At 57.3% G+C, this 21,673-nt stretch carries 19 protein-coding genes, 2 pseudogenes and 1 riboswitch; of the genes and pseudogenes, 7 read left to right on the forward strand and 14 right to left on the reverse strand.

The genetic code is table 11. From position 1 onward, the window contains the following. Positions 1-21: 21 nt before the first annotated feature. From dnaG to N6V40_RS15385, 6 genes are all read right to left on the reverse strand, one after another. The gene (gene dnaG / locus N6V40_RS15360; protein ID WP_131090063.1) at positions 22-1,899 is read right to left on the reverse strand and encodes a DNA primase; all 1,878 of its coding nucleotides are present in this window, start codon (positions 1,897-1,899) and stop codon (positions 22-24) included. A gap of 9 nt (positions 1,900-1,908) precedes the next feature. Further along, positions 1,909-3,192: a deoxyguanosinetriphosphate triphosphohydrolase gene (locus N6V40_RS15365; RefSeq protein WP_131090064.1), complete on the reverse strand. Its 1,284-nt coding sequence runs from the start codon at positions 3,190-3,192 to the stop codon at positions 1,909-1,911. A 55-nt stretch (positions 3,193-3,247) separates the two neighbouring features. Then, positions 3,248-4,432, reverse strand: coding sequence for a tRNA dihydrouridine synthase DusB (dusB, locus tag N6V40_RS15370; RefSeq protein WP_131090065.1), 1,185 nt, complete (start codon positions 4,430-4,432; stop codon positions 3,248-3,250). Between the two features lie 46 nt (positions 4,433-4,478). Further along, positions 4,479-5,681: a chromate efflux transporter gene (chrA, locus tag N6V40_RS15375; RefSeq protein WP_262199758.1), complete on the reverse strand. Its 1,203-nt coding sequence runs from the start codon at positions 5,679-5,681 to the stop codon at positions 4,479-4,481. A gap of 83 nt (positions 5,682-5,764) precedes the next feature. Further along, on the reverse strand, positions 5,765-6,688 hold the full coding sequence (locus N6V40_RS15380; protein ID WP_262198149.1) for a GNAT family N-acetyltransferase: 924 nt from the start codon (positions 6,686-6,688) through the stop codon (positions 5,765-5,767). Positions 6,689-6,694: 6 nt separating this feature from the next. Further along, on the reverse strand, positions 6,695-8,080 hold the full coding sequence (locus N6V40_RS15385; protein WP_131090068.1) for a glycine--tRNA ligase: 1,386 nt from the start codon (positions 8,078-8,080) through the stop codon (positions 6,695-6,697). 180 nt (positions 8,081-8,260) lie between these two features. Between N6V40_RS15385 and N6V40_RS15390 the strand changes: the two genes are divergently transcribed. After that, positions 8,261-8,494, forward strand: a complete 234-nt coding sequence (locus N6V40_RS15390) for an RNA-binding S4 domain-containing protein (RefSeq protein ID WP_262198150.1) — start codon at positions 8,261-8,263, stop codon at positions 8,492-8,494. 3 nt (positions 8,495-8,497) lie between these two features. Here the strand turns inward: N6V40_RS15390 and N6V40_RS15395 are convergent, their stop codons facing one another. Both N6V40_RS15395 and N6V40_RS15400 read right to left on the reverse strand, forming a co-directional pair. Beyond that, positions 8,498-9,145 (reverse strand): alpha/beta hydrolase, encoded by a 648-nt coding sequence (locus N6V40_RS15395; RefSeq protein ID WP_131090070.1) that lies wholly within the window; start codon positions 9,143-9,145, stop codon positions 8,498-8,500. A gap of 551 nt (positions 9,146-9,696) precedes the next feature. Then, positions 9,697-11,256 (reverse strand): HNH endonuclease signature motif containing protein, encoded by a 1,560-nt coding sequence (locus N6V40_RS15400; RefSeq protein ID WP_131090071.1) that lies wholly within the window; start codon positions 11,254-11,256, stop codon positions 9,697-9,699. A 345-nt stretch (positions 11,257-11,601) separates the two neighbouring features. Between N6V40_RS15400 and N6V40_RS15405 the strand changes: the two genes are divergently transcribed. Next, entirely contained in the window at positions 11,602-12,000 is a 399-nt protein-coding gene (locus N6V40_RS15405) for an SHOCT domain-containing protein (protein ID WP_262198151.1), read from the forward strand. A gap of 70 nt (positions 12,001-12,070) precedes the next feature. Beyond that, the gene (locus N6V40_RS15410; RefSeq protein WP_262198152.1) at positions 12,071-12,928 is read left to right on the forward strand and encodes an SGNH/GDSL hydrolase family protein; all 858 of its coding nucleotides are present in this window, start codon (positions 12,071-12,073) and stop codon (positions 12,926-12,928) included. Between the two features lie 149 nt (positions 12,929-13,077). Here N6V40_RS15410 and N6V40_RS15415 read toward each other — a convergent pair whose 3' ends face one another. Both N6V40_RS15415 and N6V40_RS15420 read right to left on the reverse strand, forming a co-directional pair. Then, complete coding sequence (locus N6V40_RS15415) at positions 13,078-14,052, reverse strand: homoserine O-acetyltransferase MetX (protein ID WP_315973813.1); 975 nt, start codon at positions 14,050-14,052, stop codon at positions 13,078-13,080. Positions 14,053-14,158: 106 nt separating this feature from the next. After that, positions 14,159-15,501: pseudogene (locus N6V40_RS15420) on the reverse strand (bifunctional o-acetylhomoserine/o-acetylserine sulfhydrylase). Between the two features lie 89 nt (positions 15,502-15,590). Then, positions 15,591-15,711, reverse strand: a riboswitch (SAM riboswitch). Positions 15,712-15,883: 172 nt separating this feature from the next. Here N6V40_RS15420 and N6V40_RS15425 point away from each other — a divergent pair. Then, entirely contained in the window at positions 15,884-16,528 is a 645-nt protein-coding gene (locus tag N6V40_RS15425; protein ID WP_262198153.1) for a VOC family protein, read from the forward strand. 54 nt (positions 16,529-16,582) lie between these two features. On the opposite strand, the gene N6V40_RS15430 is transcribed toward N6V40_RS15425, so the two are convergent. Together N6V40_RS15430 and N6V40_RS15435 are read right to left on the reverse strand one after the other, a co-directional pair. Beyond that, positions 16,583-17,002 carry a GNAT family acetyltransferase gene (locus tag N6V40_RS15430; protein WP_262198154.1) on the reverse strand — a complete coding sequence of 140 codons (420 nt, stop codon included), beginning with the start codon at positions 17,000-17,002 and terminating at the stop codon, positions 16,583-16,585. Positions 17,003-17,019: 17 nt separating this feature from the next. Next, on the reverse strand, positions 17,020-17,790 hold the full coding sequence (locus tag N6V40_RS15435; RefSeq protein WP_262198155.1) for a CPBP family intramembrane glutamic endopeptidase: 771 nt from the start codon (positions 17,788-17,790) through the stop codon (positions 17,020-17,022). 73 nt (positions 17,791-17,863) lie between these two features. On the opposite strand from N6V40_RS15435, the gene N6V40_RS15440 reads away from it, so the two are divergent. From N6V40_RS15440 to N6V40_RS15450, 3 genes are read left to right on the forward strand one after another with little or no spacing between them, the layout of a single operon-like run. After that, a complete protein-coding gene (locus N6V40_RS15440) occupies positions 17,864-18,709 on the forward strand; it encodes an aminoglycoside phosphotransferase family protein (RefSeq protein ID WP_262198156.1) in 846 nt (281 codons plus the stop codon). Next, positions 18,709-19,224, forward strand: coding sequence for a hypothetical protein (locus tag N6V40_RS15445; protein ID WP_262198157.1), 516 nt, complete (start codon positions 18,709-18,711; stop codon positions 19,222-19,224). The genes N6V40_RS15440 and N6V40_RS15445 overlap by 1 nt, the downstream gene beginning before the upstream one ends. Before the next feature lie 12 nt (positions 19,225-19,236). Continuing rightward, complete coding sequence (locus N6V40_RS15450; protein ID WP_131090081.1) at positions 19,237-19,671, forward strand: hypothetical protein; 435 nt, start codon at positions 19,237-19,239, stop codon at positions 19,669-19,671. A gap of 146 nt (positions 19,672-19,817) precedes the next feature. Here the strand turns inward: N6V40_RS15450 and tpx are convergent, their stop codons facing one another. Together tpx and hutI are read right to left on the reverse strand one after the other, a co-directional pair. After that, complete coding sequence (tpx, locus tag N6V40_RS15455; RefSeq protein ID WP_131090082.1) at positions 19,818-20,315, reverse strand: thiol peroxidase; 498 nt, start codon at positions 20,313-20,315, stop codon at positions 19,818-19,820. 79 nt (positions 20,316-20,394) lie between these two features. Beyond that, positions 20,395-21,584: pseudogene (hutI, locus tag N6V40_RS15460) on the reverse strand (imidazolonepropionase). Positions 21,585-21,673 lie beyond the last annotated feature (89 nt).

Here is a 21,673-nt window from a genome sequence, read left to right on the forward strand (position 1 = left end):
GCTAATGCAAAATCCTCTCGCTTAGGTCCCCCGCAGGATCCTTCGGCGCATCTCCAGCTCCATCAATTCCCTATTGATCTGGGCATATTCTTCACCTTCTGGCTCCATCTCGGCGCGCTGCAAACGCCCGATCAGCTCAGCCTTACGGTGTGTGATTTGAAGCTCAATCAAACCGTTGATGATGTCTGCGCAATAGCGGTTCAGGCTGTGCTCGTCCTGGGCCGGAATGCTGGTCACCGCCAACTCCGACACGAAGCTACGCAGCTGCTCTGGCACCTCATCGCGGATCACCTCGACCCATGAGGTTGCAGAAGCGCCGGCGCTGGAGGCCGCCACGATGCCATCATGCACTGCCGAATGGGCAGGAGCCATAAAACGTGCCTCGAAGAAGGCCTGCCACTGCTCATCGACCAAACGCTGTGGCTGCTGGATGACAACTTCCAGGGCCTGGCGCTCCAAACGCATCACGGGATCACGATGATCCGGGCGTTCAAAGGCAGGGGCTGACACCTGCTGCTCGTTACCCGCCGCCGGAACCGGAACTTGCTGGTCAGCATTTTTAGGTAGTCGGGCGCGCTTAATGGATGCGCCCACGGAACGGTTCACGTCCTCGTTGTTCATCCCTAGCCAGCCGGCCAGTTCTCGCGCGTACGCAGGACGGATCGCCGAGTCCTTGATCGCAGCAACGATCGGCGCGGTCTGCCGCAAAGCCTGCACGCGCCCCTCCACCGTATTGAGGTTGAACTTTTTCAGCTCGGCACGGATCGCAAATTCAAACAGCGGACGCTTAAGCTCAATGAGCTCACGCACTGCCTCATCGCCGCGGTGCAACCGCAGATCGCAGGGATCAGCTCCGCTGGGTTCAACACAGACATAGGTTTGGGCGATAAAACGCTGGTCTTCCTCAAAGGCACGTAGCGCGGCCTTCTGCCCAGCAGCGTCACCATCAAACGTGAAAATCACTTCACCGCCGGTACCATCATCTTGCAGCAAACGACGGGCAATTTTAATGTGGTCGGTGCCAAAAGCGGTGCCACAGGTGGCCACCGCGGTGGTGATGCCAGCCAAATGGCAGGCCATCACGTCGGTGTACCCTTCCACAACCACGATCTGCCTATTTTTGGAGATCTGCTTTTTGGCAAGGTCCAGGCCATAGAGCACTTGAGACTTCTTATATAGGGAGGTCTCCGGAGTGTTCAGATATTTCGGGCCCTGGTCATCGTCGTACAGTTTGCGCGCGCCAAAGCCGATGGTCGCTCCGGACAGGTCGCGGATTGGCCACATGACACGGCCGCGGAACCGGTCGTAAATCCCTCGGTTGCCTTCCGAGAACATTCCGGTCAGCTTCAGTTCCTCATCGGCAAAACCCTTGGAACGCAGGTGCTTAAGCAATGCGTCCCAGCCCTTGGGCGCGTAGCCTACCGAAAATTGTGTGGTGACTTCAGCGTCAAATCCACGACCGGTCAAAAATTCGCGGCCCTTGGCCCCTTCTTCGGTGGCTAGCTGGGCGCGGAAAAATTCTTCGGCGATCTTGTGTGCGTCCACCAGGCGCTGGCGTTTGCCGTAGTCTTCACGGCGCGGGCCTGGACCGCCATCTTCATAGTGCAGTTCATAGTTGATCCGGGCAGCGAGCAGCTCCACGGTCTCGGTGAACGAGGAGTGGTCCATCTTTTGAATGAAGGCGATGACGTCGCCCGACTCACCACAACCGAAGCAGTGGAAGGTGCCTAGTTGCGGGCGAATATGGAAGGACGGGCTACGCTCGTCGTGGAAAGGGCACAGGCCTTTATACGAGCCGATGCCCGCGGATTTGAGCGTGACATAAGATTCAACGACCTCGCGCAAGTCACTGCGGTTGCGCACCTCGTCGATATCTTCACGCTTGATCAGCCCTGCCATGATTCCCTTCTAAAACAGTTGTGCTTCAGGGGCTTCGCCCTTGACCAGATATGAGTGCCACTCGGTGGCTGAAATGTCGGTGAGCGAAGCGACCTGGTCGATCACAACGCGCAGCTGGGCTGCCTCATCGGCCGCATCTTCCCAGTCCGCAGCAAAAATTGGCTCCAGATTATCCCTACCCGTTTCAACAAGCAGTTCTACCAGCTGGGTCAGCAAGGTGCGCTGGTCCAGATACAGCGGCTGGCGTACCTCGGAGGTCATCACGTAGCTGGCGGCGATACCCTTCATCACCGCAATTTCATGCTGGGTTTCTTCGGGCACAATCAAGCTTGCGTTGTAACGGGTGAGGTTTCCGGTGCCGTAGCGGGCGCGCGTGGCATCCATGGCGGCGGCTGCGAAGCGACCAATAAACTGGCTGGTCATATCCTTCAGGCCAGCCATGGATCGCCGGGACCCATCAAAGTGTGAAACCCATTCGTCGCTGGACTCTAACCGGCGCAACGCCGCCTCAATGTCGGCCTCATCGGTCACCGGCAGGTACCAGTCCCTGGTGACCTGCAGGGCGCGTTCGCGTGGCAGATCCTGCTTGAGCCAACGAAGCTGTAGCTGGCCACCAACGATGGCGTCTTCCACGTCGTGCACCGAGTAGGAAATGTCATCGGCGAGGTCCATGACCTGGCCTTCCATGCAGACCACGCCGGACGCAGCTTCGGGCACATTGCGCAGCCAGTTGAAGATCGGGGCATCATCTTCATATACGCCGAACTTCTTGGTCTTTTTGCCGTTAGCTTCCGGCGCATCGGCCTTCAGCCATGGGTATTTGCAGGCCGCATCAAGGGAGGCCCGCGAAAGATTCAGTCCGGCCGAATGCCCGTTGTGCCTGAAGGTTTTTGTTTCCAGCCGGGTGAGCAGGCGCAGAGTTTGGGCGTTGCCTTCAAATCCGCCGATCCCGGCAGCCAATTGATCCAGCGCTACTTCCCCGTTGTGGCCAAAGGGAGGATGGCCTAGATCATGGGCGAGGCAGGCGGTATCCACCACATCCGGGTCGCAGCCCAAGGCCGCCCCGAGCTCTCGTCCCACCTGGGCAACTTCCAGCGAGTGGGTTAGCCGGTTGCGCACAAAGTCATTCTGATTTGGCGCGACCACCTGGGTTTTGGCGCTCAACCGGCGCAGCGCCGAAGAGTGCAGCACGCGGGCACGGTCGCGCTCAAAAGCGGTACGGTAGGACTTTTTAGCTGGCTCGGGCACCCACCGTTGCGAATCAGCTTCGGTATATCCGGGGATCTGAGTCATGTTACCTAGTCTAGTGACATTTTGGCCTGCACACTGCGTTATCCACCAGTGGCGATTAACCGCCGGAAACGTCGAGCTCTGCGGCCTTGATCATTTCGCGATGCGCATCGCTCATCTCGCGGTTATCCAACCAGCCGTCGGGCACGTGAGTCTTCTTGGGGTGACCGGCACGCCCACGGGTACCTTCGGCGGCATCCCCGGGGTATGGCAAGTCAAGATCCAGCTGGTCCAACAGCTCACGAAGCACTGCCAAGGATGGCACCTGGGCCAGCTGCGAACGGATTTCTCCGCCCACTGGGTAGCCCTTAAAGTACCAGGCGATGTGCTTGCGGATATCGCGCATGCCCTTGCCCTCATCCTCGAAGAACTCGCTCAGTAGCTGGCCGTGACGGTACACGGTGTCAGCTACCTTGCGCACGCCGGGACGGAAGCGATCCGCGCGGCCCTCAAAAGCGGCCTGCAGGTCACCAAAAATCCATGGTCGGCCCTGGCAGCCGCGTCCCACCATCACGCCGGCAGCACCGGTCTGTTCGACCATATTGATCGCATCTTCGGCGCTGAAAATATCGCCGTTGCCTAGCACTGGCATGTCATCCATGGCTTCGCGCAGCGTGGTGATTGCGTCCCAGTCCGAGTGGCCGGCGTAGTACTGGCCCGCGGTGCGCGCGTGCAGGGTTACTGCTGCGGCGCCATGATCGCGGGCGATCTTGGCGGACTCCAGATAGGTCAGGTGGTCCTTGTCGATACCGGTGCGTACCTTTACGGTCAGCGGTATATCGCCCTTGGCAGCCTCGGAGGTAGCAGCCTCAATAATCGAGGTGAACAAGTCGGTCTTCCATGGAAGGGCCGAGCCGCCACCCTTGCGGGTCACCTTGGGCACCGGGCAGCCGAAGTTCAGATCCACGTGATCGGCGAGGTTCTCATCCACCACCATGCGCACTGCCGCACGCACGGTTCCTGGGTCCACACCGTAGATCTGGATGGAGCGAATCTCTTCGTCCGGATCGTGCGAAATGATGCGCAACGACTCTGGGTTGCGTTCCACCAACGCGCGGGCGGTCACCATTTCGGTGACAAATAGCCCGCCGCCGTATTCGCGGCACAGCCGGCGGAAGGCGCGGTTGGTCACCCCAGCCATGGGCGCAAGAACCACCGGGGTATTAATGGTGAGCTTGCCCAGCTGCAAAGGTGGCAGCTTCAAAGTTGGGGTGTCATTCGGCGCATCAGTCAGAATCGTCACCTATCCATTATTGCCGATTTCCGCCCCGACGTAACTGAGATCTTCGTCAAGCCCCCAGCAGCACCGCCAAAATCACACTTATGAGCACCACAAGCCACGGGGTCAGCTTGCAAACTGTGAGCAATACAAAACCCAGCAGGGCCAGCACAAAAGCCAGCGAAGTGTGGATCGAGCTGGTGAACACCGGGTCGTACAGCGCGGCGGTGAGAATGCCCAGAACCCCGGCGTTCACCCCGCGCATCATCGCCTGCGCTTTGGGCTTTGCACCTAGTTGAGAGTAGAACGGCAGGACCCCAATCAGCAGCAAAAAACCGGGCAGGAAAATCGCCACTAGCGCGATGACCGCCCCGGCGACCGGTCCAACTCCCCCACTGGTGAACACACCCAAATAGGCAGCAAAGGTGAACAGCGGGCCGGGCATGGCTTGGGCCGCCCCGTACCCGGTGAGGAACGCTTCGTCCCCGATCAGCCCGGGGTCAACCAGCGCGCTGTGCAGCAGTGGCAGCACCACATGTCCGCCGCCAAAAACCAAGGAGCCACTGCGGTAGAACGCGTCGATAAAACCTAACAGTGGTGCGCCGGTGGCTGCGGCAGCCAACGGTAGACCCAGCAACAACAGTGCAAAGAGAGCCAAAGCGAGAATCCCAGTGGACCGCTTATGCGCAAAAACCAGCGTTCCACGTAAGGAACCGGCACCATCGCGGCAGAAAAAGTATCCGGCCACTGCGCCAGCGAGGATCGCTAGGATCTGACCAAGACCCCCACCAAGAAGTAATGCGCCACCGGCAGCCAGTACCGCAATCAGCGCTCGGGTCTTATCCGGGGCCAAGGATTTGGCCATGCCCATCACCGCTTGCGCCACAATAGCCACCGCAACGATCTTTAGTCCCGTTATGACCGAGGCGCCCACAGCGGTGTTAAACGCCGTCGCCCCATAGGCAATCGTGGCCATCAGCACCGCCGAGGGCAAAGTGAAGGCAATAAAAGCGGCCATCGCCCCGCGCCAGCCGGCACGGTGCAGTCCCAATCCAAAGCCCACCTGGCTGGAGGCCGGGCCGGGCAAAAACTGGCTCAGCGCCACCAGTTGCGCGTACGCTGACTCATCAACCCAACGTCGTTTGAGCACCAACTCGTCGCGGAAGTAACCCAAATGCGCCACCGGTCCACCAAAGGAAGTCAGCCCAAGTTTTAAGAAGACGCGGAAAACTTCTGTGGCTGTGCCGGGACTTTCTGCGCTGCATGCATGGATTTGAGCATAGGGCCACCAAGCAAACAGCAGGTAAACCAATGGGACCCAGTTCAAAAACTGGATCCCATCGGTAATACTTGGCTCTAGCCGTCGCTGGCCAAAATATGCGTGGTCGAAATGACCGTCGCCTGCTCAACGCCGGCCAACGCATCAATCAGCGAGGCAAGAATGAACATGGACGAATCCACTTCCAACTTCACCGGATACTGGTGGATCAGCATCGCGACCATATCGCGAACCGCCTCAGCCACTTCATCATCGGACAACGCCGGGTTGTGCCCAACCAGAACATCCGAAGGAGCATCCTCGCGAGCCGGAACGTAGCTGACTGCAAAGGCCAGCGGCACTCCGCCTTCACTCTTAGGCTTATCGCGCAACACCAATGCCCCCTGGGCGCCGGTGTGCTCGTCCAACAGCATGCGCTGGGCCGAACCCACGGTCATCTTGGACGGATCCCACTGCTCATGGACCTCGTTATAGAAGTCCATGACCAGCTTGGTCAGCTCAACGCTACCGGTAGACAGATCCTCGATCACCCGATCGTTGGTGTCGAACACCGGTTCCGCCAAGGCACCTGGCTCCAAGATCACGTCGCGGGACACCTGAATTTCGTTCAGCCCCAGCGCCTTGCAGAAAGCTGCTGCCGCCTCGGCCGGATCGCCCGGGGTCACCGTGTAGCGAGCCTTGAGCTGCTGGGCTTGATCGGCCGGAATCTGCTTGCGCAGCTGCTGAACCAACGCGGTGGCTACACCGCTTCGACGCTGCTCGGAGGCAACTTCGACGTAAAGCCACAAACGCTGTGGGTGCAACGAGGAGGCAAACACCACACCAGCGCCGATGGCCACGCCATCAACGGTGGCTACCAGCGTGCGAGAGAACGGCGCGTCGCTGTTCTCGCGCAGCATGGTGCGGTCCTGATGGGCCTGCGGCGAGCGCGGATCACCAAAAACCTGTAGCAGTTCCAGGTCATCGCCTATGCGCCAGTCACGGAATTCCAGTTCGTTCATCGGGCTCTAGGCTCCGTTCAGACGCTCGGAAAGGTAGGCGGTGACCTGGTCCAAGGAAACACGTTCCTGAGCCATGGTGTCGCGCTCGCGAATGGTCACAGCCTGATCATCGAGGGTATCGAAGTCCACGGTGATGCAGAACGGGGTACCGATCTCATCCTGACGGCGGTAACGGCGACCGATCGCACCGGCATCATCGAAGTCGATGTTCCAGCGCTTGCGCAGCTCGGCAGCCAGTGCCTTGGCCTTTGGCGAAAGGTTCTCGTTGCGGCTTAGTGGCAAGACGGCAGCCTTGACCGGAGCCAGACGTGGGTCCAGCTTCAGCACGGTGCGCTTGTCCACGCCACCCTTGGTGTTTGGTGCTTCATCCTCGGTGTACGCATCAACCAAGAACGCCATCATCGAACGGGTCAAACCGAAGGAAGGCTCGATCACGTAAGGGGTGTAGCGTTCGCCGGTGGACTGGTTGAAGTACGAGAGTTCAGCGCCCGAAGCTTTAGCGTGGCTGGACAGGTCGTAGTCGGTGCGGTTAGCAACACCCATCAGCTCGCCCCACTCTGAACCCTGGAAACCGAAGCGGTATTCAAAGTCGATGGTGCCGGCTGAGTAGTGTGCGCGCTCGTCTTCTGGCACGTCGAACTGGCGCAGGTTTTCTTCCTTGATGCCCAGATCCAGGAACCATGCCCAGCAGTCAGTTACCCACTGGTCGAAGAACTTCGGTGCGTCCTCTGGAGCGGTGAAGAACTCGATTTCCATTTGCTCAAACTCGCGAGTACGGAAGATGAAGTTACCTGGGGTGATTTCGTTACGGAAGGCCTTACCGACCTGGCCGATGCCAAATGGTGGCTTCTTGCGTGAGGCGGTAAGCACGTTGGCGAAGTTTACGAAGATGCCCTGAGCAGTCTCTGGACGCATGAAGGCCAGGCCAGCTTCGGTATCTACTGGGCCCAAGAAGGTCTTCATTAGGCCGGAGAAATTCTGTGGTTCGGTGAACTGACCCTTGGTGCCACAATCAGGGCAAGCAATCTCGCTCATGCCGTCCTTAGCTGGACGTCCCTTCTTGGCTTCAAAGGCCTCAATCAGATGATCCTGACGGTGACGCTTGTGGCACTGGATGCACTCGACCAGTGGATCGGTGAAGGTAGCGACGTGTCCCGATGCTTCCCAGACAGCCTTTGGCAAGATGATCGACGAGTCCAGGCCCACCATGTCTTCGCGTCCGCGGACAAAGTTCTGCCACCACTCGCGCTTGATGTTTTCTTTGAGTTCAGTACCCAGGGGTCCGTAATCCCATGCGGAACGGGAACCACCGTAAATTTCACCAGCCTGGAAAACGAATCCTCGACGCTTTGCGAGGGAAATTACCTGGTCTAGCTTGGACTGTGGCGCCATATCAACTCCAATGGAAATTACGAGGCCGCTGGTTGCGGTCCGTAGAAAAATACATACCGTTCAAGGGTATCGTTTCCACGGCTCTGAGACTAAGCGAATGTGGGTAACGCAAAAGTGAACTTCCCCGCTCTTGGCTTTGTTGGACGGCCGAAGCGTCAGATATAGGGAAGAATAGAAGCCATGAGTGCCAACGAAGCTTTTGACCTAGAAATCCGCGACGAAACCATCCGCTTGGGCCAGCTGTTTAAACTGGCATCCCTCGCCGAAGACGGCATCCACGCCAAAGAGCTTATTTCCGAGGGCGTTGTTACCGTCAACGGAGCTGTTGATACCCGCCGCGGTGCGCAGATCCGCCCAGGCGACGTTGTCTGCGTGAATGGCGAATGTGTAAAGGTCACCTCGCAACAGCAGTAATCTTTACTGCCCGAGTACAACCTTCTTGAGAAACGCGTCTACGTCCTCAAGTTCCTCTTTGCTAACCGAGTGACCGATCTGTGGATAGGTTTCGCTGGTCAGCTCGGTATGCTTCGAGACCCATCCCAAGGTGTATTCAACTTTGTCGCGGGTAATCACCGGGTCGGCGAGATCCCGTCCCCAGAACATCGGGATCGGATTTTCTTGCACCGTTGCGTCGTCAAAGATCTCTAGTCCCTGTGGCTCAACAGCGAATCCTGATAGACCTACGACTGCGCCAATGGCATCTGGCTGGAACCTTGCTAATGAGGTTGCCATGGCCATTCCTTGGGAGAAGCCGAGCAAAGTAACCGACGAGTGCTGCACGCTCAATGGCTCCAACAAAGACCACAGAGCCTGAACGCTTTGTCCTACCGCTTCGGTCGAATAATCGATTTCCTGAGACAGTGGGAACCAGCTGTAGCCGGACCCAGCAGGTAGCGGTGCTCGCACCGATAGATAAGTGAATTCCTCGGGTAAGTATCGAGAGAGTCCCATCAGATCTTGTTCGTTGGATCCGTAGCCATGAAGGAACACCAGCAAAGGTGTGCCGATACGAGAATCGTCGTTGCGAGAAATGATGGCGACCGGCGCAGTGTCTGATGAAGTCATGATTCTAAGACTAACTAACCGATCTGCACATTCAGTAGAGCACCAGTGATTCGTCGGCCTTGGGGAAAGCAGATTGAACCGATGAGGTCGGTTGTGGAATGAAAGAATTTTTCGTTCAGCCATGGTTTTGGGGTGCAGAGAATGTTGTGTTCTCTCAAGAGAATTCCGCAACGTCGTGAGCACTGACGCCGCAAGTTGAACCGCCTGAATTTTCTGCATAGCAGGGCACACCCTGGGCGACAGGAAGATGCCAATGATGCGATGCAACGGGCGACAGGCATCGATTAGTGAACGAAAATTTTTGTCATGATTAGCGCCGGGTGACGTAAGTACACGCTCTAGAATCGTTGACTCAAGATGTAGTGACTGAAAAAATTTTTCATTTGGAGTCGATGGCGGGCATCCCCGAATTCCAAGAGGCTAAATAGCGCAAGAAGGATCTAAGGCGGTCACCTTCAGGACCGTCGTTCGGGTTGAGGCTATAGGTATTGGGTGTTGCTTAGTGACTGAAAATTTTTGTCACTCAAGATTCCGTGCTGCGGGTAGGCCAGTCAGCTACTCTGGGTCGCCGGTTGTCCGGTGTTCATCGGATATCCCAGAACCCGATCTACCTCCGGATTCATTTCCACAAGTGGTAACGGGATTATGTGCGGTCGCTGGGAGCCATGATCATCGAGGTGGTCTCGTCCGCTAGCAATATTGACGCTTTCCGAAGTGACGATAGTGTTCACTCCGTGCGGTGATACCCATGATCTGGTGCCGTCGGGCCTGGCCACGACTTTCCAGCCCAGTGCGTGCTTGAACATTTGATGCTGCTTACAGAGCAGGTGCGTATTTTCCCGGTTCGTGTTGCCACCGTGAGCCCAATCATCAATATGATCAATCTCGGATCGGTCCGCACTACGCCGACATCCTGGGAAGCAACAATGCACATCCCTGAGACGAAGCAGGTCCTTCATCGCCTGCGAGGGGCGGTAATTCCTGCGCTCAACATCGATCACTGCGCCGGTCCATGGATCGGTGAGCACCCTCTGGAATGATGGCGCATCTTTTGCCAACTGCACTGCGAGCCCGACCGGAATGGGCCCGTATCCTTCTAAATCAGCCAATGCTTTGGTGGGATCCACCAACATCTCCAAGGCAGGAATGGTGATAGAGAGTCGAGGCTTCAGCGGTGTACCCTGAGCGCCAGGCCATCCGTTGATCATTGCATCGGCATATACATCCGCCAGGATCTGATCTTGCGTCCGCCCGTCTTTCGGGTCGTTGATCTGATCAGTAGCCCAGCGCAGCGAATGGGTGATCGACTCGATCACGTCGACACGGTGGTAGAGCTTTAGACATCCCATGCCGTTTTCTTCTTCCCACCAAGTGACTTTGCGAGCAGCTTCTGACTTCTTGTGTCGCTCCGCAGCTGCCTCTGGATTCATCCTGTCGTGATAACGGCGAGCTCGCTGATAAACAACATCGTCGTTTGCCGTTCTAGCCACCGGCAAAAGTACACGTTCCATAGTCGCGATCTGATCCGGTGAAAGGTCCTGAGCGAACTTGATGATGTGCTGGGCCGCTTTGCGGGTAATTTCACCCGCGGCCAGTGCGATCAGAGTGTCCTTACAGACGTGCCGTAGCCCCTTAGCAGTAAACATTCGCTTGCTGACTTTACGAGGGCTTTCACGCAGGACAATTGCGGCTTCCGCAATGAAGTTGGAGTTTATGACCTGGTCATCGCTCGGATCAACGCCATAGAATTCCGCACTCCTCTGGGCTTCGCGAACTTCTTCAGGCGAGGCAGCGTACTGGGTAGCCAGCACCTCGGCAAAGCTAGTCCCGACCTGCTCAACCGAGTCGGCTAGTAGCGTTGAGGTCAGCGCATCAAGGCTGCTCTTCAGTCGCTGCACCTTGCCCAGCCGATCCAGCGCATCGCCGGGACCGTTCACGGGCCCGGCATCAAAGAGTTCATTAGCCAACTTCTTCATCGGTCCGTTGTAGAGCTGATGGTCAACATGCTTACCAACGACGGAGTCCAGGTGGGATTCCCTGCGGGTGCCCGCAGGGTGCAACGGGAGACGATGTTCATCGTCATAATCTTCTACAAATTCTGGATTTCTCATGCTTAATTTTCCCACTCAGAGCCGACATTTTGTACTAGTTAATGCCTACCTGTGGATACTCATTAGTATATTTTTACGATTGTTTGCTCTTGCGAACTGAGCGTCCCACCCGGCACTCTCTGCGCCAACGGGCCACCTTCCATCAAGAGGGATGCGCACTGTGCCAAAGAAACCCTCAAGGGCATCAGGGATTCAGATAGGCGCAAGAAATTACAGATCGATAAACATTTCAAAATTCACTCCGCCATACCAAAAACGCGTATTTGACTAGTACAAAAGATTTCATTGCCTCACTGTGAGCGCTTCGCCAGTAGAGCAGATTCAGCCCAACCAGAATTAGGTTCCATGAAAAGTTTCGAAGTAATTGACGAATTCCCCGAGCTCGACACAACCGACACGTCAAGCTTCGGTTTTATAGAAGACTCTTCGTCCAGCGGATCAGGATTTATTGACACCGTATTCGGCGTAATGCCGGTTCTGACCGGTATTTTTGTCGGTCTCTTCCTGGCGGTCGTGGCCTTCATTATCTATTCCCAGGTGCGCAACTACCGCAAGATCAAGAGCGCTGGAATGGATCCACTAACCCTCGAGGCAGACTTGGCAACTCGGTTGGCACAATCAGATTTGCTCGCCCCCAAGAAGTCCCTGGAAGCAAAGTTGAACGAACTTGCCGATCTTCGCACCCGCGGAGTCATCTCCGGGGAAGAGTACGAGCAGGCCCGCCGCGACGCACTCAAGGAATAAATGGCACGGTGTTGCAGATCATCCCTGAGACTGATTGACGGAACGTTACCATACGGTAACAATATAAATTGTGCCTAAAGATTTTGATTTCGAAACCAGCAATTCCACGGAAAAGACGTTCCATCCTTGGCGCCGCTATGTTGCCCTAGGCGATTCGTTCACCGAAGGGATCGGCGATCCAGATCCCTCAAACGCAGGACAGCATCTTGGCTGGGCGGACCGTCTAGCCCAGGAGCTGAGCACCTCAGTCCCGGACTTCGCCTACGCAAACTTGGCGATCCGCGGCAGGCTGATCGGACAAATTGTTGCCGAGCAGTTGGCCCCGGCCGTCGAGCTGAAGCCGGACTTGATTTCACTCTGCGCAGGCGGCAACGACGTACTGCGCCCGGGCGGTGACCCGGATAAGATCGCGGACATTCTTGACGGCGCGGTCTCCAAGCTCAGCGCCACCGGTGCGACGGTGCTCCTTGTTACCGGTCCAGATATTCGCGATACTCCGGTGCTCGGAAGCATCCGCGGCAAGGTCGCGATCTACAACGAGAATGTGCGCGCCGTCGCCGCTCGCTACGACGCGATCGTGGGCGATATGTGGGCCCTGCGTGAACTGCACCAACCGCAGATGTGGGCACCGGACCGCCTGCACTTCTCCCCTCTGGGGCATCAGCGAATCGCCGCCATGGCGCTGGATTCACTCAACGTACCGCACACCTTGGATACCAAAGTGGAGCCGGTGCAGGATCTACGCACCTGGCGCGAGGCACGCTTCGAGGACCTACACTGGGCGCGCGAGCACTTGGCCCCGTGGGTGCTGCGTCGTTTACGCCACCAGTCTTCGGGTGATGGCATCAGCGCAAAGCGTCCGTCGGCCACACCATTTACCGTGGCTAAACCGAACGATTCCCTCGGCGCCGGCGACTGCGCACAGTAGAGGTTAGAAAACAGCAAAATAGTAGGGACAGCATCCACCGAAAACTGGTGGCGGCTGCCCCTACTGTTGTATGGGCTCTTGTATGGGCCGACTTCTTTAGCGGTTAAAAACCGTTGTGCGCAGAACACCATCGAGCTGATGCGCGTCGGTCAAAAAGCATCGTGCCCGATCGGGGAATCGATAAAGTGCACCGGCACCGGTGTTGGCAGTGCCGCGGCTAGCTTGTGCGATTGCTCCGGGAAGTACAGACGGTCCGAGCTCACAGCGACCACCAGTACATTCACATTTTCCAGCCTCGCTAAGGCGGAGCACAGCGAGTCGTGACCGCGAGCCACGTCGTGGCTCATCAGCGCTTCGGTCAGCAGCAGGTAGCTGTTGGCATCAAAGCGGTTGGCCAGCTTCGTGGCTTGGTGGTCCAGGTAGCTTTCAACTTGGTAGCGACCGCGCGGCCCCGAGAGTTTGCCCGTGGGCGCCTCGCCAGGTTGTGCGGTGCGACCAAAGCGCGCTTCAAGTTCAGCTTCCGAACGGTACGTGATGTGCGCCAGACGCCGAGCCAGGCCTAGCCCGGCATGTGGGCGCGCCTCGTTGGCGTAGTAGTCTCCGCCAGCAAAGTTCGCATCCAGCCTGATGGACTGGGTCTGCACTTGAGCGAAGGCGATCTGTTCCGCGGTGGCTTGGGCACTAGATGCCATCACCACCAAGTTTTTGACCTGCTCGGGGAATTCAACGGCGTACTCCAAGGCTCGCGCCCCACCCATGGAACCACCAATCACCGCATGCCAGGAGTTAATTCCTAGCTGCGCGGCCAGGCGCGCTTCAAGGCGCACCGAATCTTTGATGGTGACAAAGGGGAAACGCGACCCATAGGGCACACCGTGTGCGTCCGGCGAAGACGGCCCGGTGGATCCATTACAACCGCCGACCATATTAACGGCGAGAACGAAGTACTTTGTGCTGTCGATCGTGGCCCCGGGGCCGATAAAGCCGTCCCACCATCCGGGTAGGGATGAATGCCCCTGGGCGACATGTGCGTCGCCGGTCAAAGCATGCATCACCAGCACGGCGTTGGAGCCATCGGCGCTCAGCTTGCCCCACGTTTCGTAGGCGAGTTCTACCTGTGGCAGGTAGCCGCCAAACTCAAAGTGGTACTCCCCACAGCGCTACGGCGCGTCATGCCGTCTTGGCCGTGGGCGAGCGGTGTTTCTTCGTTGGTTGCAATGGATGCCATACCTAGAGCGTTTCCTGCAATTCCTTATTCTCAAGGGCTGCCACAGCGTTAAAGCCCAACTGGAGATCGGCCAAAATGTCCTTGATATTTTCTAGTCCGACGCTCAAGCGCACCAAGCCGGGGCTTACGCCCGCGGCAAGCTGATCGGCCTCGGAGAGCTGAGCGTGGGTGGTGGACGCCGGGTGGATGGCCAGCGAGCGCACATCGCCGATGTTGGCCACATGGGAGTGCAGCTCAAGGGCGTTTACAAAGGCTTGGCCTGCCGGCGCACCGCCAGAAAGCTCAAAGGCGAGCACCGATCCGGCGCCGTGCTGGCTGTACTTCTTGGCGCGCTCAAACCACGGTGAGGAGGCTAGGCCCGCATAGGCGACCTGCTGCACTTCATCACGGGCTTCGAGCCAGTTGGCCACTTCGCGCGCGTTTTCACCGTGGCGCTCAACGCGCAGGGACAGGGTTTCTAGCCCCTGGGCGATCAAGAACGCGTTAAAGGTGACAGCGCTGAACCCAAATCGCGCAAGAGCTGGACTCGCGTCTTGAGGATGTAGGCCAGGTTGGCGCCGAGGATGCCGTTCACGCCAAGATCGCGAGCAAAAACCAGGCCGTTGTAGGACTCGTCCGGGGTGTTAAAGCCCGGGAAGCGCTGCGGGTCCTTGGCAAAGTCAAAGTTGCCCGAGTCCACAATCACCCCGGCGATCGCGTTGCCGTGACCGCCCAGGAATTTGGTGGCCGAGTGGATGACGATGTCAGCCCCAAATTCGATCGGGCGGATCAGGTACGGAGTGGCCAGGGTGTTATCCACCAGCAGCGGCACTCCATTTTCATGGGCGATCTTGGCGATTTCTTCGATGTCCAGCACGTCTTGGCGTGGGTTGGAAATGGTTTCGCCGAAGAACGCCTTGGTGTTTGGGCGCACCGCGTCGCGCCAATCCTGCAGGTTATCCGGGTCGGCCACAAAGCTGACCTCGATGCCCAGACGCTTAAGCGTGTGCTTAAGCAGATTCTGGGTTCCGCCGTACAAACTTGGGCTGGCCACCAGGTGATCGCCGGACTCGGCGAGGTTCAGGATGGCCAAGGTGGTCGCGGCCTGTCCGGAGGACAGCAACAGCGCGCCCACGCCGCCTTCTAGATCGGCGATGCGAGTTTCTACTGCGTCGGTGGTGGGGTTGCCGATGCGGGTGTAGATCGGTTCCAGTTCCTGCAGCGCAAAACGGGCTGCAGCACTTTCTGCGCTTGGGAAGACAAAGGAAGTGGTCTGGAAGATCGGTAGTGCCCGGGCACCGGTGGTTGGATCTGGGGTCTGCCCGGAGTGGATCTGACGGGTTTCAAATGACCAGTTATTGCTCATGGTTTCCTCCAAAAATAGTTCTGTGACTTTTGGGGTAGACCACTGAGAAGACACCGACAGAAAGATCCTCATGAAGGCACTTCCAGGGTTACCCGCGCTTGTCCTTAGCAGCTTTTTGCTCCTAAGGGCCAGGTCTTCACCCGGGGCACCCCACCGCGGTTGGAGGGTTGCCGCCCAGTAAGCCGGGGCTTGTTACTGGGACTCATGACCTACTTCCAGTGTGCCCGAAAACCGAAGATTTTTGCAATGTGAGAGTGCAAAGGGGGTAGTAATCGGTCATATTTCGCGCCAGACGCGATTTGGGTGCAGAGAATTCGATCACCGATTAAAAATTAGGCTTGCCTAAGTAGAGACTGTCATCACATGTTGTCATGATGGGCACATGATGAGGTTAGATCACGTAAGTTATGCCTGCGGCCCAGATGGGTTGTTGCCAACCGCGCAGAGAATCTCCGAGGCCTTGGGTTTGGAGTTCGTTAAGGGAGGCGTGCATCCGCGCTTCGGAACACGTAATGTCATCTTCCCGTTGAAGCATGGTCAGTATTTGGAAGTGGTTGAAGTGCTCAACCACCCCGCCAGCGACAAGGCTCCTTTTGGCCAAGCGGTGCGAGCGCGTTCTGAGCTCGGCGGTGGCTGGATGGGCTGGTGTGTTTCGGTGGACGATCTGTCCAGCGCCGAAGAACGGCTGGGCCGCAAGTCGGTTCCGGGCAACCGCAAATTCCCCGATGGTCGCGAGCTGACCTGGCAGCAGATCGGCATTAAGGGTTTGATCGCCGACCCGCAGTGCCCGTACCTGATTTCCTGGGACGAAGAAGCTAAGGATCTGCATCCTTCCAAGGCACTTGAACCGAGCGGCGCGATCAGCGAGATCACCATTGCCGGCTCGCGTGATCGTGTGCTGGAATGGTTGGGGCAACCTGAAAACGTGAATCTGGGCCCAGTAGTCATGGACTATGAGGCACCCAACGGTACCCCGGGAATCATGACGGTGACCTTCGAAACCGATAACGGTCCGGTTGTGCTGTAACAACAACATCTTTCAAAGGTAGGCGGGGACAATGGCGTCCCCACCTACCTCTTTTTATGTGCTGGCATCCAGACGCTTGCCTAGAACCACAACGTTTTGGTCCACAAATCCCAGACGCTCATAGAAATTGAGCACGGCAGCGTTTTCATTACGCACCATCAACTGCACCTTGGGCACACCACGGTCCACTAGCCAGCTTGTTGCGGCCTGAACCATTGTGCTGCCAAGCCCGGTACCCTGCTTGAGCGGATCAACGGCCACATAGTAGAGCCAGCCACGGTGTCCGTCGTGGCCCACCATCGCAGTGGCAACAACTTTGTCTTCCTCGATCACGGCCAGCACCGTGGAAGTTGGGGTATCTAAGGCACGCTGCGCATCGGCGTATGGATCATTCCACGGCCGGGTCAGCCCGGTGGCTTCCCACAGTGCCACGGCTTGTTTTATCTGTTGCGCGGTCAGCTGTGAAATCTGCATGCCTACAGTTTAGGGGTTTAGTTGCCGATCCCGATCGCCGGACCGATCAGGGCATAACCGACAAAGCCGATGGCATCAAGCAGGAAGTGCGCGATCACCAGTGGCATCACTCGACCGTACTTTTGATAAACCCAGCCGAACACCACGCCCATGAGCATATTGCCGATCATCGGCCCCACTCCTTGGTACAGGTGGTAACTGCCGCGGATCACCGCCGAGCCGATGATCGTGGTCCACAATCCTAGGTTCAGCTTCTTTGCGTAGGTGAACAGGAAGCCGAGCATGAGCACTTCTTCCAGAACCGCATGGCGCACCGCCGAGAGTAACAACACCGGTACGCTCCACCAGTAGTCCCCTAGGTTGGCCGCCGAGATCGCGGTGGTGATCCCCAGTGCTCGGCCGGCTGCATAAACGCCTAGGGTGCCAAGCCCCATGGCCAGGAACAGGCCAACACCAAAGAGCGCATCTTTGCCCGGGGTGCGTAGGTCAAAGCCGATCTCGCGCACCCCTCGCCCGGTGCTGCGCTTCATCAGGTAAAGGGCCAGCAGCACCGGCACCAAGGCAAAGAGGATATCGAGTAGCTGGTAGGAGAAGTCAAAAAATTCGCGGTTGCTCAGTTGGTTGTTCAGCGACGTGGTCTGTTCGTGCAACGGTCCGCGGGTGAGTTTGTCGGCGAAGCTAAGAATCGAGTACACCGCGCTTTGACCCAAGGACAAAGCTAGGACCACAACGATCTCAAATTTCAGGATCTTTCGTGTTGGGCTTGGCCCAAATTCTTCGACACTCACGCAATAGATCATAGGCTGATTAGGCTGTGTTTGTGCTGAGGTAACCTAAAGGTAGTGAAGTAAAGGAGCATGTGTGAGTCGTCCTGCCACCAGCGAAGAACTGCGTATCGCCCGCCAATTACGCCCCGATCTTTCATGGGAAGATGCCGGAGTTAATGAGGGCGGCCAGTTCCACAAGGTAGTCATCGCCAATCCGCATTCGGTGATTCGTATGGCCCGCACTCCCCAAGCTAGCGCGCAGATGCCGCGTTCGGTGAAGCTGCTGGAGCAACTTTCCGGTCAACTCGAATATCAGATCCCGGTGGCGACCTCGCAGATTCTGCAGGTTGACGGGCTCAGTTCGGTGGCCATGAGTTTCGTCCCTGGCAGTGCCCACGAACCGCACTATGGGGATCCGAAAGTTTTGGGAAAGCTGGTTAATGATCTGGCTGCTGTTGAATTGGAACCTCTGAGCAAGTATCTGGCCGAGCCCTTTGCTTTCCGCGGTGAGTGGACCGAAAAACGCCAGCAGCAGTGTTTCGACGCCTTGCCCGATCAACTGCGTGGGGCTGCCAGAAGGCTTTGGGCACAGCTAGATGAGCTGGCCCAGGTCCCGCCGGGGTTGGTCCACGGCGATCTAGCTGGACACAATATGCACTGGGTGGGTGAAGAGCTGATCGGCATCCTGGACTGGGATCTTGCCGCGGCGTGGGATCCTGCGCTGAATACCGCGTACCTGAGCCTGTGGCACGGTCTTCAGATGGTGGATCTGATCGCACCGAATCGGGACGAAGCCTATCGAGCAACAATCTGGCTTGGCCTGATGAGTTTGGAGCGGCTCTCCGATACCCTTTTGCGCGCCGATGATCGGAACATCGACAAGCTGATAGACAAGATTGGGCCGCGAATCCTAGAGGCCGCGCAGGCGGTGAAGAACTGATGGTTGAACCTCTGGACCCCTGTCCCAACGAAGCGGCCCAACGACTCGCGCATCGCCGTGGAGCGCACAAACTGAAGCTCATCGGTGAAGGTGTCGAGTTTCTGTTTTTCAGCGCGGCCATCGGGACGCATTATGAAGGCTACCGTGTACCGCGAGCACGTGTTTATGACACCACAAACAATCCAGCTACTCCAGCTTTGGGCCTGCAACATAAGGAACTAGAGCTCAGCGTCTGGGCGCTTGGAACATTTGCGGGGTATCGCGCTGGGATTCCGGAATCTTCCGCACTCTACTGCACGGTCGTTGCTGGAGACCGGCAGCTTCAGGAAGGTTCTACACTCTCGATTGTGAAGAGCCCCATTGATGCGGTTAGAAAGTACTCGGATACCACACGCGTTCAAGGCAGGTTTTACATCTTCAAATGGCGCAAATACGCCTCAGGAATTATGATTTCAAGCGGATCAGAAACGGTGTTCTCTTCAAACGGAATCCAGTTTCGGGTCATAGCTTTCTAAACGAGGGAAATATTGAAACTGAAAGAGGCACTGCCACTCGCTTTCGTTGTAGGCATTTCGGTTGCACTCACAGGATGTTCGGTCAGCGACTCCAACGCTCCGACGCGGAAGAGTTCGGAGACTTTAGAACCGATGCAAAGCCACGAGCTCGTGGCGATCGCCACGACAGTTGAAGATGAGGACCAAAAGATATCTCTTGCTGTTCCACTTCAAGGTGGCAGCTATTCCGTGATACTTGAGTGCTCAGGCGAAAACAACTCGTCTGTCATCACATGGCAAAGCGATAAGAAGCAGAACCATGGCCAAATCACCGTTCCGTGCAACCGTGAAGGCGGAATGGTCCGCGAACAAATCACCCTCGACGGTTATTCAAATTCGCTGACTTTCGTCACGCGCAATTTGGTAGGACATGAACTCAAAGTATCTGTTGCACCGGTCGCATCATAGTTATTGTTGAGGCTGTCGTTACCCCGCTCGAACACGTTTTAGCGAATCAGCGGTTTGTTCGATAACTTCTGGGGAAGCAAGAGGCCCATCCAAACTTGATGTTCGGATGGGCCTCTTGTGCGCATCAGGATTGATGCGACAAGTGATTAGCTCAGTGCTGCGATAGCTGCATCGTAGTCTGGCTCGGTGGTGATTTCCGGAACAACCTGGGTGTAGGTCACCTTGCCGGTTTCGTCCAAGACGATGACCGAGCGGGCCAGCAGGCCAGCCAGTGGACCGTCGATCTGGGTTACGCCGTAATCCGAACCGAAGTCCGAACGGAAGACCGAAGCAGCCGAAACATTCTCGATGTTCTCTGCACCGCAGAAGCGGCCCAGTGCGAATGGCAGGTCAGCAGAAACGCACACAACGGTGGTGTTCTCTAGGCCAGCAGCCAGCTCGTTGAATTGACGAACGCTAGCAGCGCAAACGCCGGTATCAACCGACGGGAAGATGTTCAAGACAACGCGACGGCCAGCCAGCGAATCGCTGGTGAGGTCCGCAAGGTCGGTGTCGGTGAGGGTGAATGATGGAGCCTGCGCGCCTACGGCTGGCAGTTCACCAATGGTCTGTACGGGAGTTCCCTTAAAAGCAGTATTAGCCATGGTTCTTGTTTATCACGAATGCCTATTTGACTGCCAGATTTTCGACAATCCGGCCGGAACAAGTCGTGGGGTTATCGCCTCAGCGCACCAGCTGGCCTGCTTGATAAACACTGTGCGTCAGGTCCATTCCCGGCCGATAAGCCAGGTGTGCAGCCCCGGAGCATCAAGAACGTGCAGGTCTGCACGCTTGCCAACCTCGATGGAGCCCACCTGGTCGGCAATGCCCAGTGCCAGCGCTCCGCCATAGGTGGCTGCCTCGATGGCTTCGGCCAATGACAGGTTCATTTGCAACACCGCGGTAGCCACGCAGAAGTTCATGTTGCTGGTGTAGCTGGTTCCGGGATTGCAGTTACTGGCCAAGGCAATGTTCACCCCAGCGTCCAATAGGTCACGCCCTGGGGCCAGCGGCTGCCTGGTCGACAAGTCGCAAGCAGGCAGACAGGTGGCTACAGTTCCTGGCTTCCCAGAGCGAGTCTGGCGATCCCATTTGCTCCAGCTTCCGGCGAGCGCCTGGATATCCGAGTCGTCTAGGTAATTTACGTGGTCTACCGAATGGCTACCGAATTCGACGGCCAGCTTCACCCCAGGGCCTGCGCCCAGCTGGTTTCCGTGAACTTTGGTCGACAGATTTTTGTCTTGGGCTGCTTGCAGAACGCGACGGGTTTGCTCCTCGTTGAAGGCTCCGCGTTCGCAGAATACATCAACAAAGTCGACCTGCTCTGCCACTGCATCAAGCATGGGACCGGCAACCAGGTCGGTATATTCATCGGCGTCGGAACCGGCAGGAACCAGATGCGCTCCAAGGAAGGTGAGGGTATCAACGATTGGTCCGCCCAAGCGCGCATGACGGATCTCCTCAGTCAGCTCCAATCCGTAGCCGGTTTTGGTTTCCATCCATGTTGTTCCCATGGATAGGGCTTCGGCACGGCGTGAGGTGACTAAATTAGTAAGCTCGTCATCGGTCAGGTTTCTGGTGGCTGAGGTGGTGACCGCAATTCCGCCGGCTGCGTAGGACTGGCCGGCCATGCGGGCAACAAACTCTTCGGCTCGGTCTCCCCCAAAGAGCAGGTGACTGTGTGAGTCGACCCAACCTGGCAGCACGGTTTTTCCCGTAAGGTCGTGAACTGTATCGGCTGTTGGTGCTTCAGCCGCGGCGCCGATCCACTGGATTCGGTCCTCACAGATGAGTACTGCGGCGTTCTGCAACACGCTGCCGGTGGCATCAACGGTGACAAGTTGAGCGATATTCGTCAGCAATGTTGTACCCATGGGCTGGCCCTTCCAGTTATCTGCCGCAGCTCGCCGCGTGCAAGCGATTAACAATTTCCCTACTCTTCTTGAGCCTACGCGGTAGGGAT

Source organism: Glutamicibacter sp. M10 (assembly GCF_025452055.1).
Taxonomy (GTDB): domain Bacteria; phylum Actinomycetota; class Actinomycetes; order Actinomycetales; family Micrococcaceae; genus Glutamicibacter.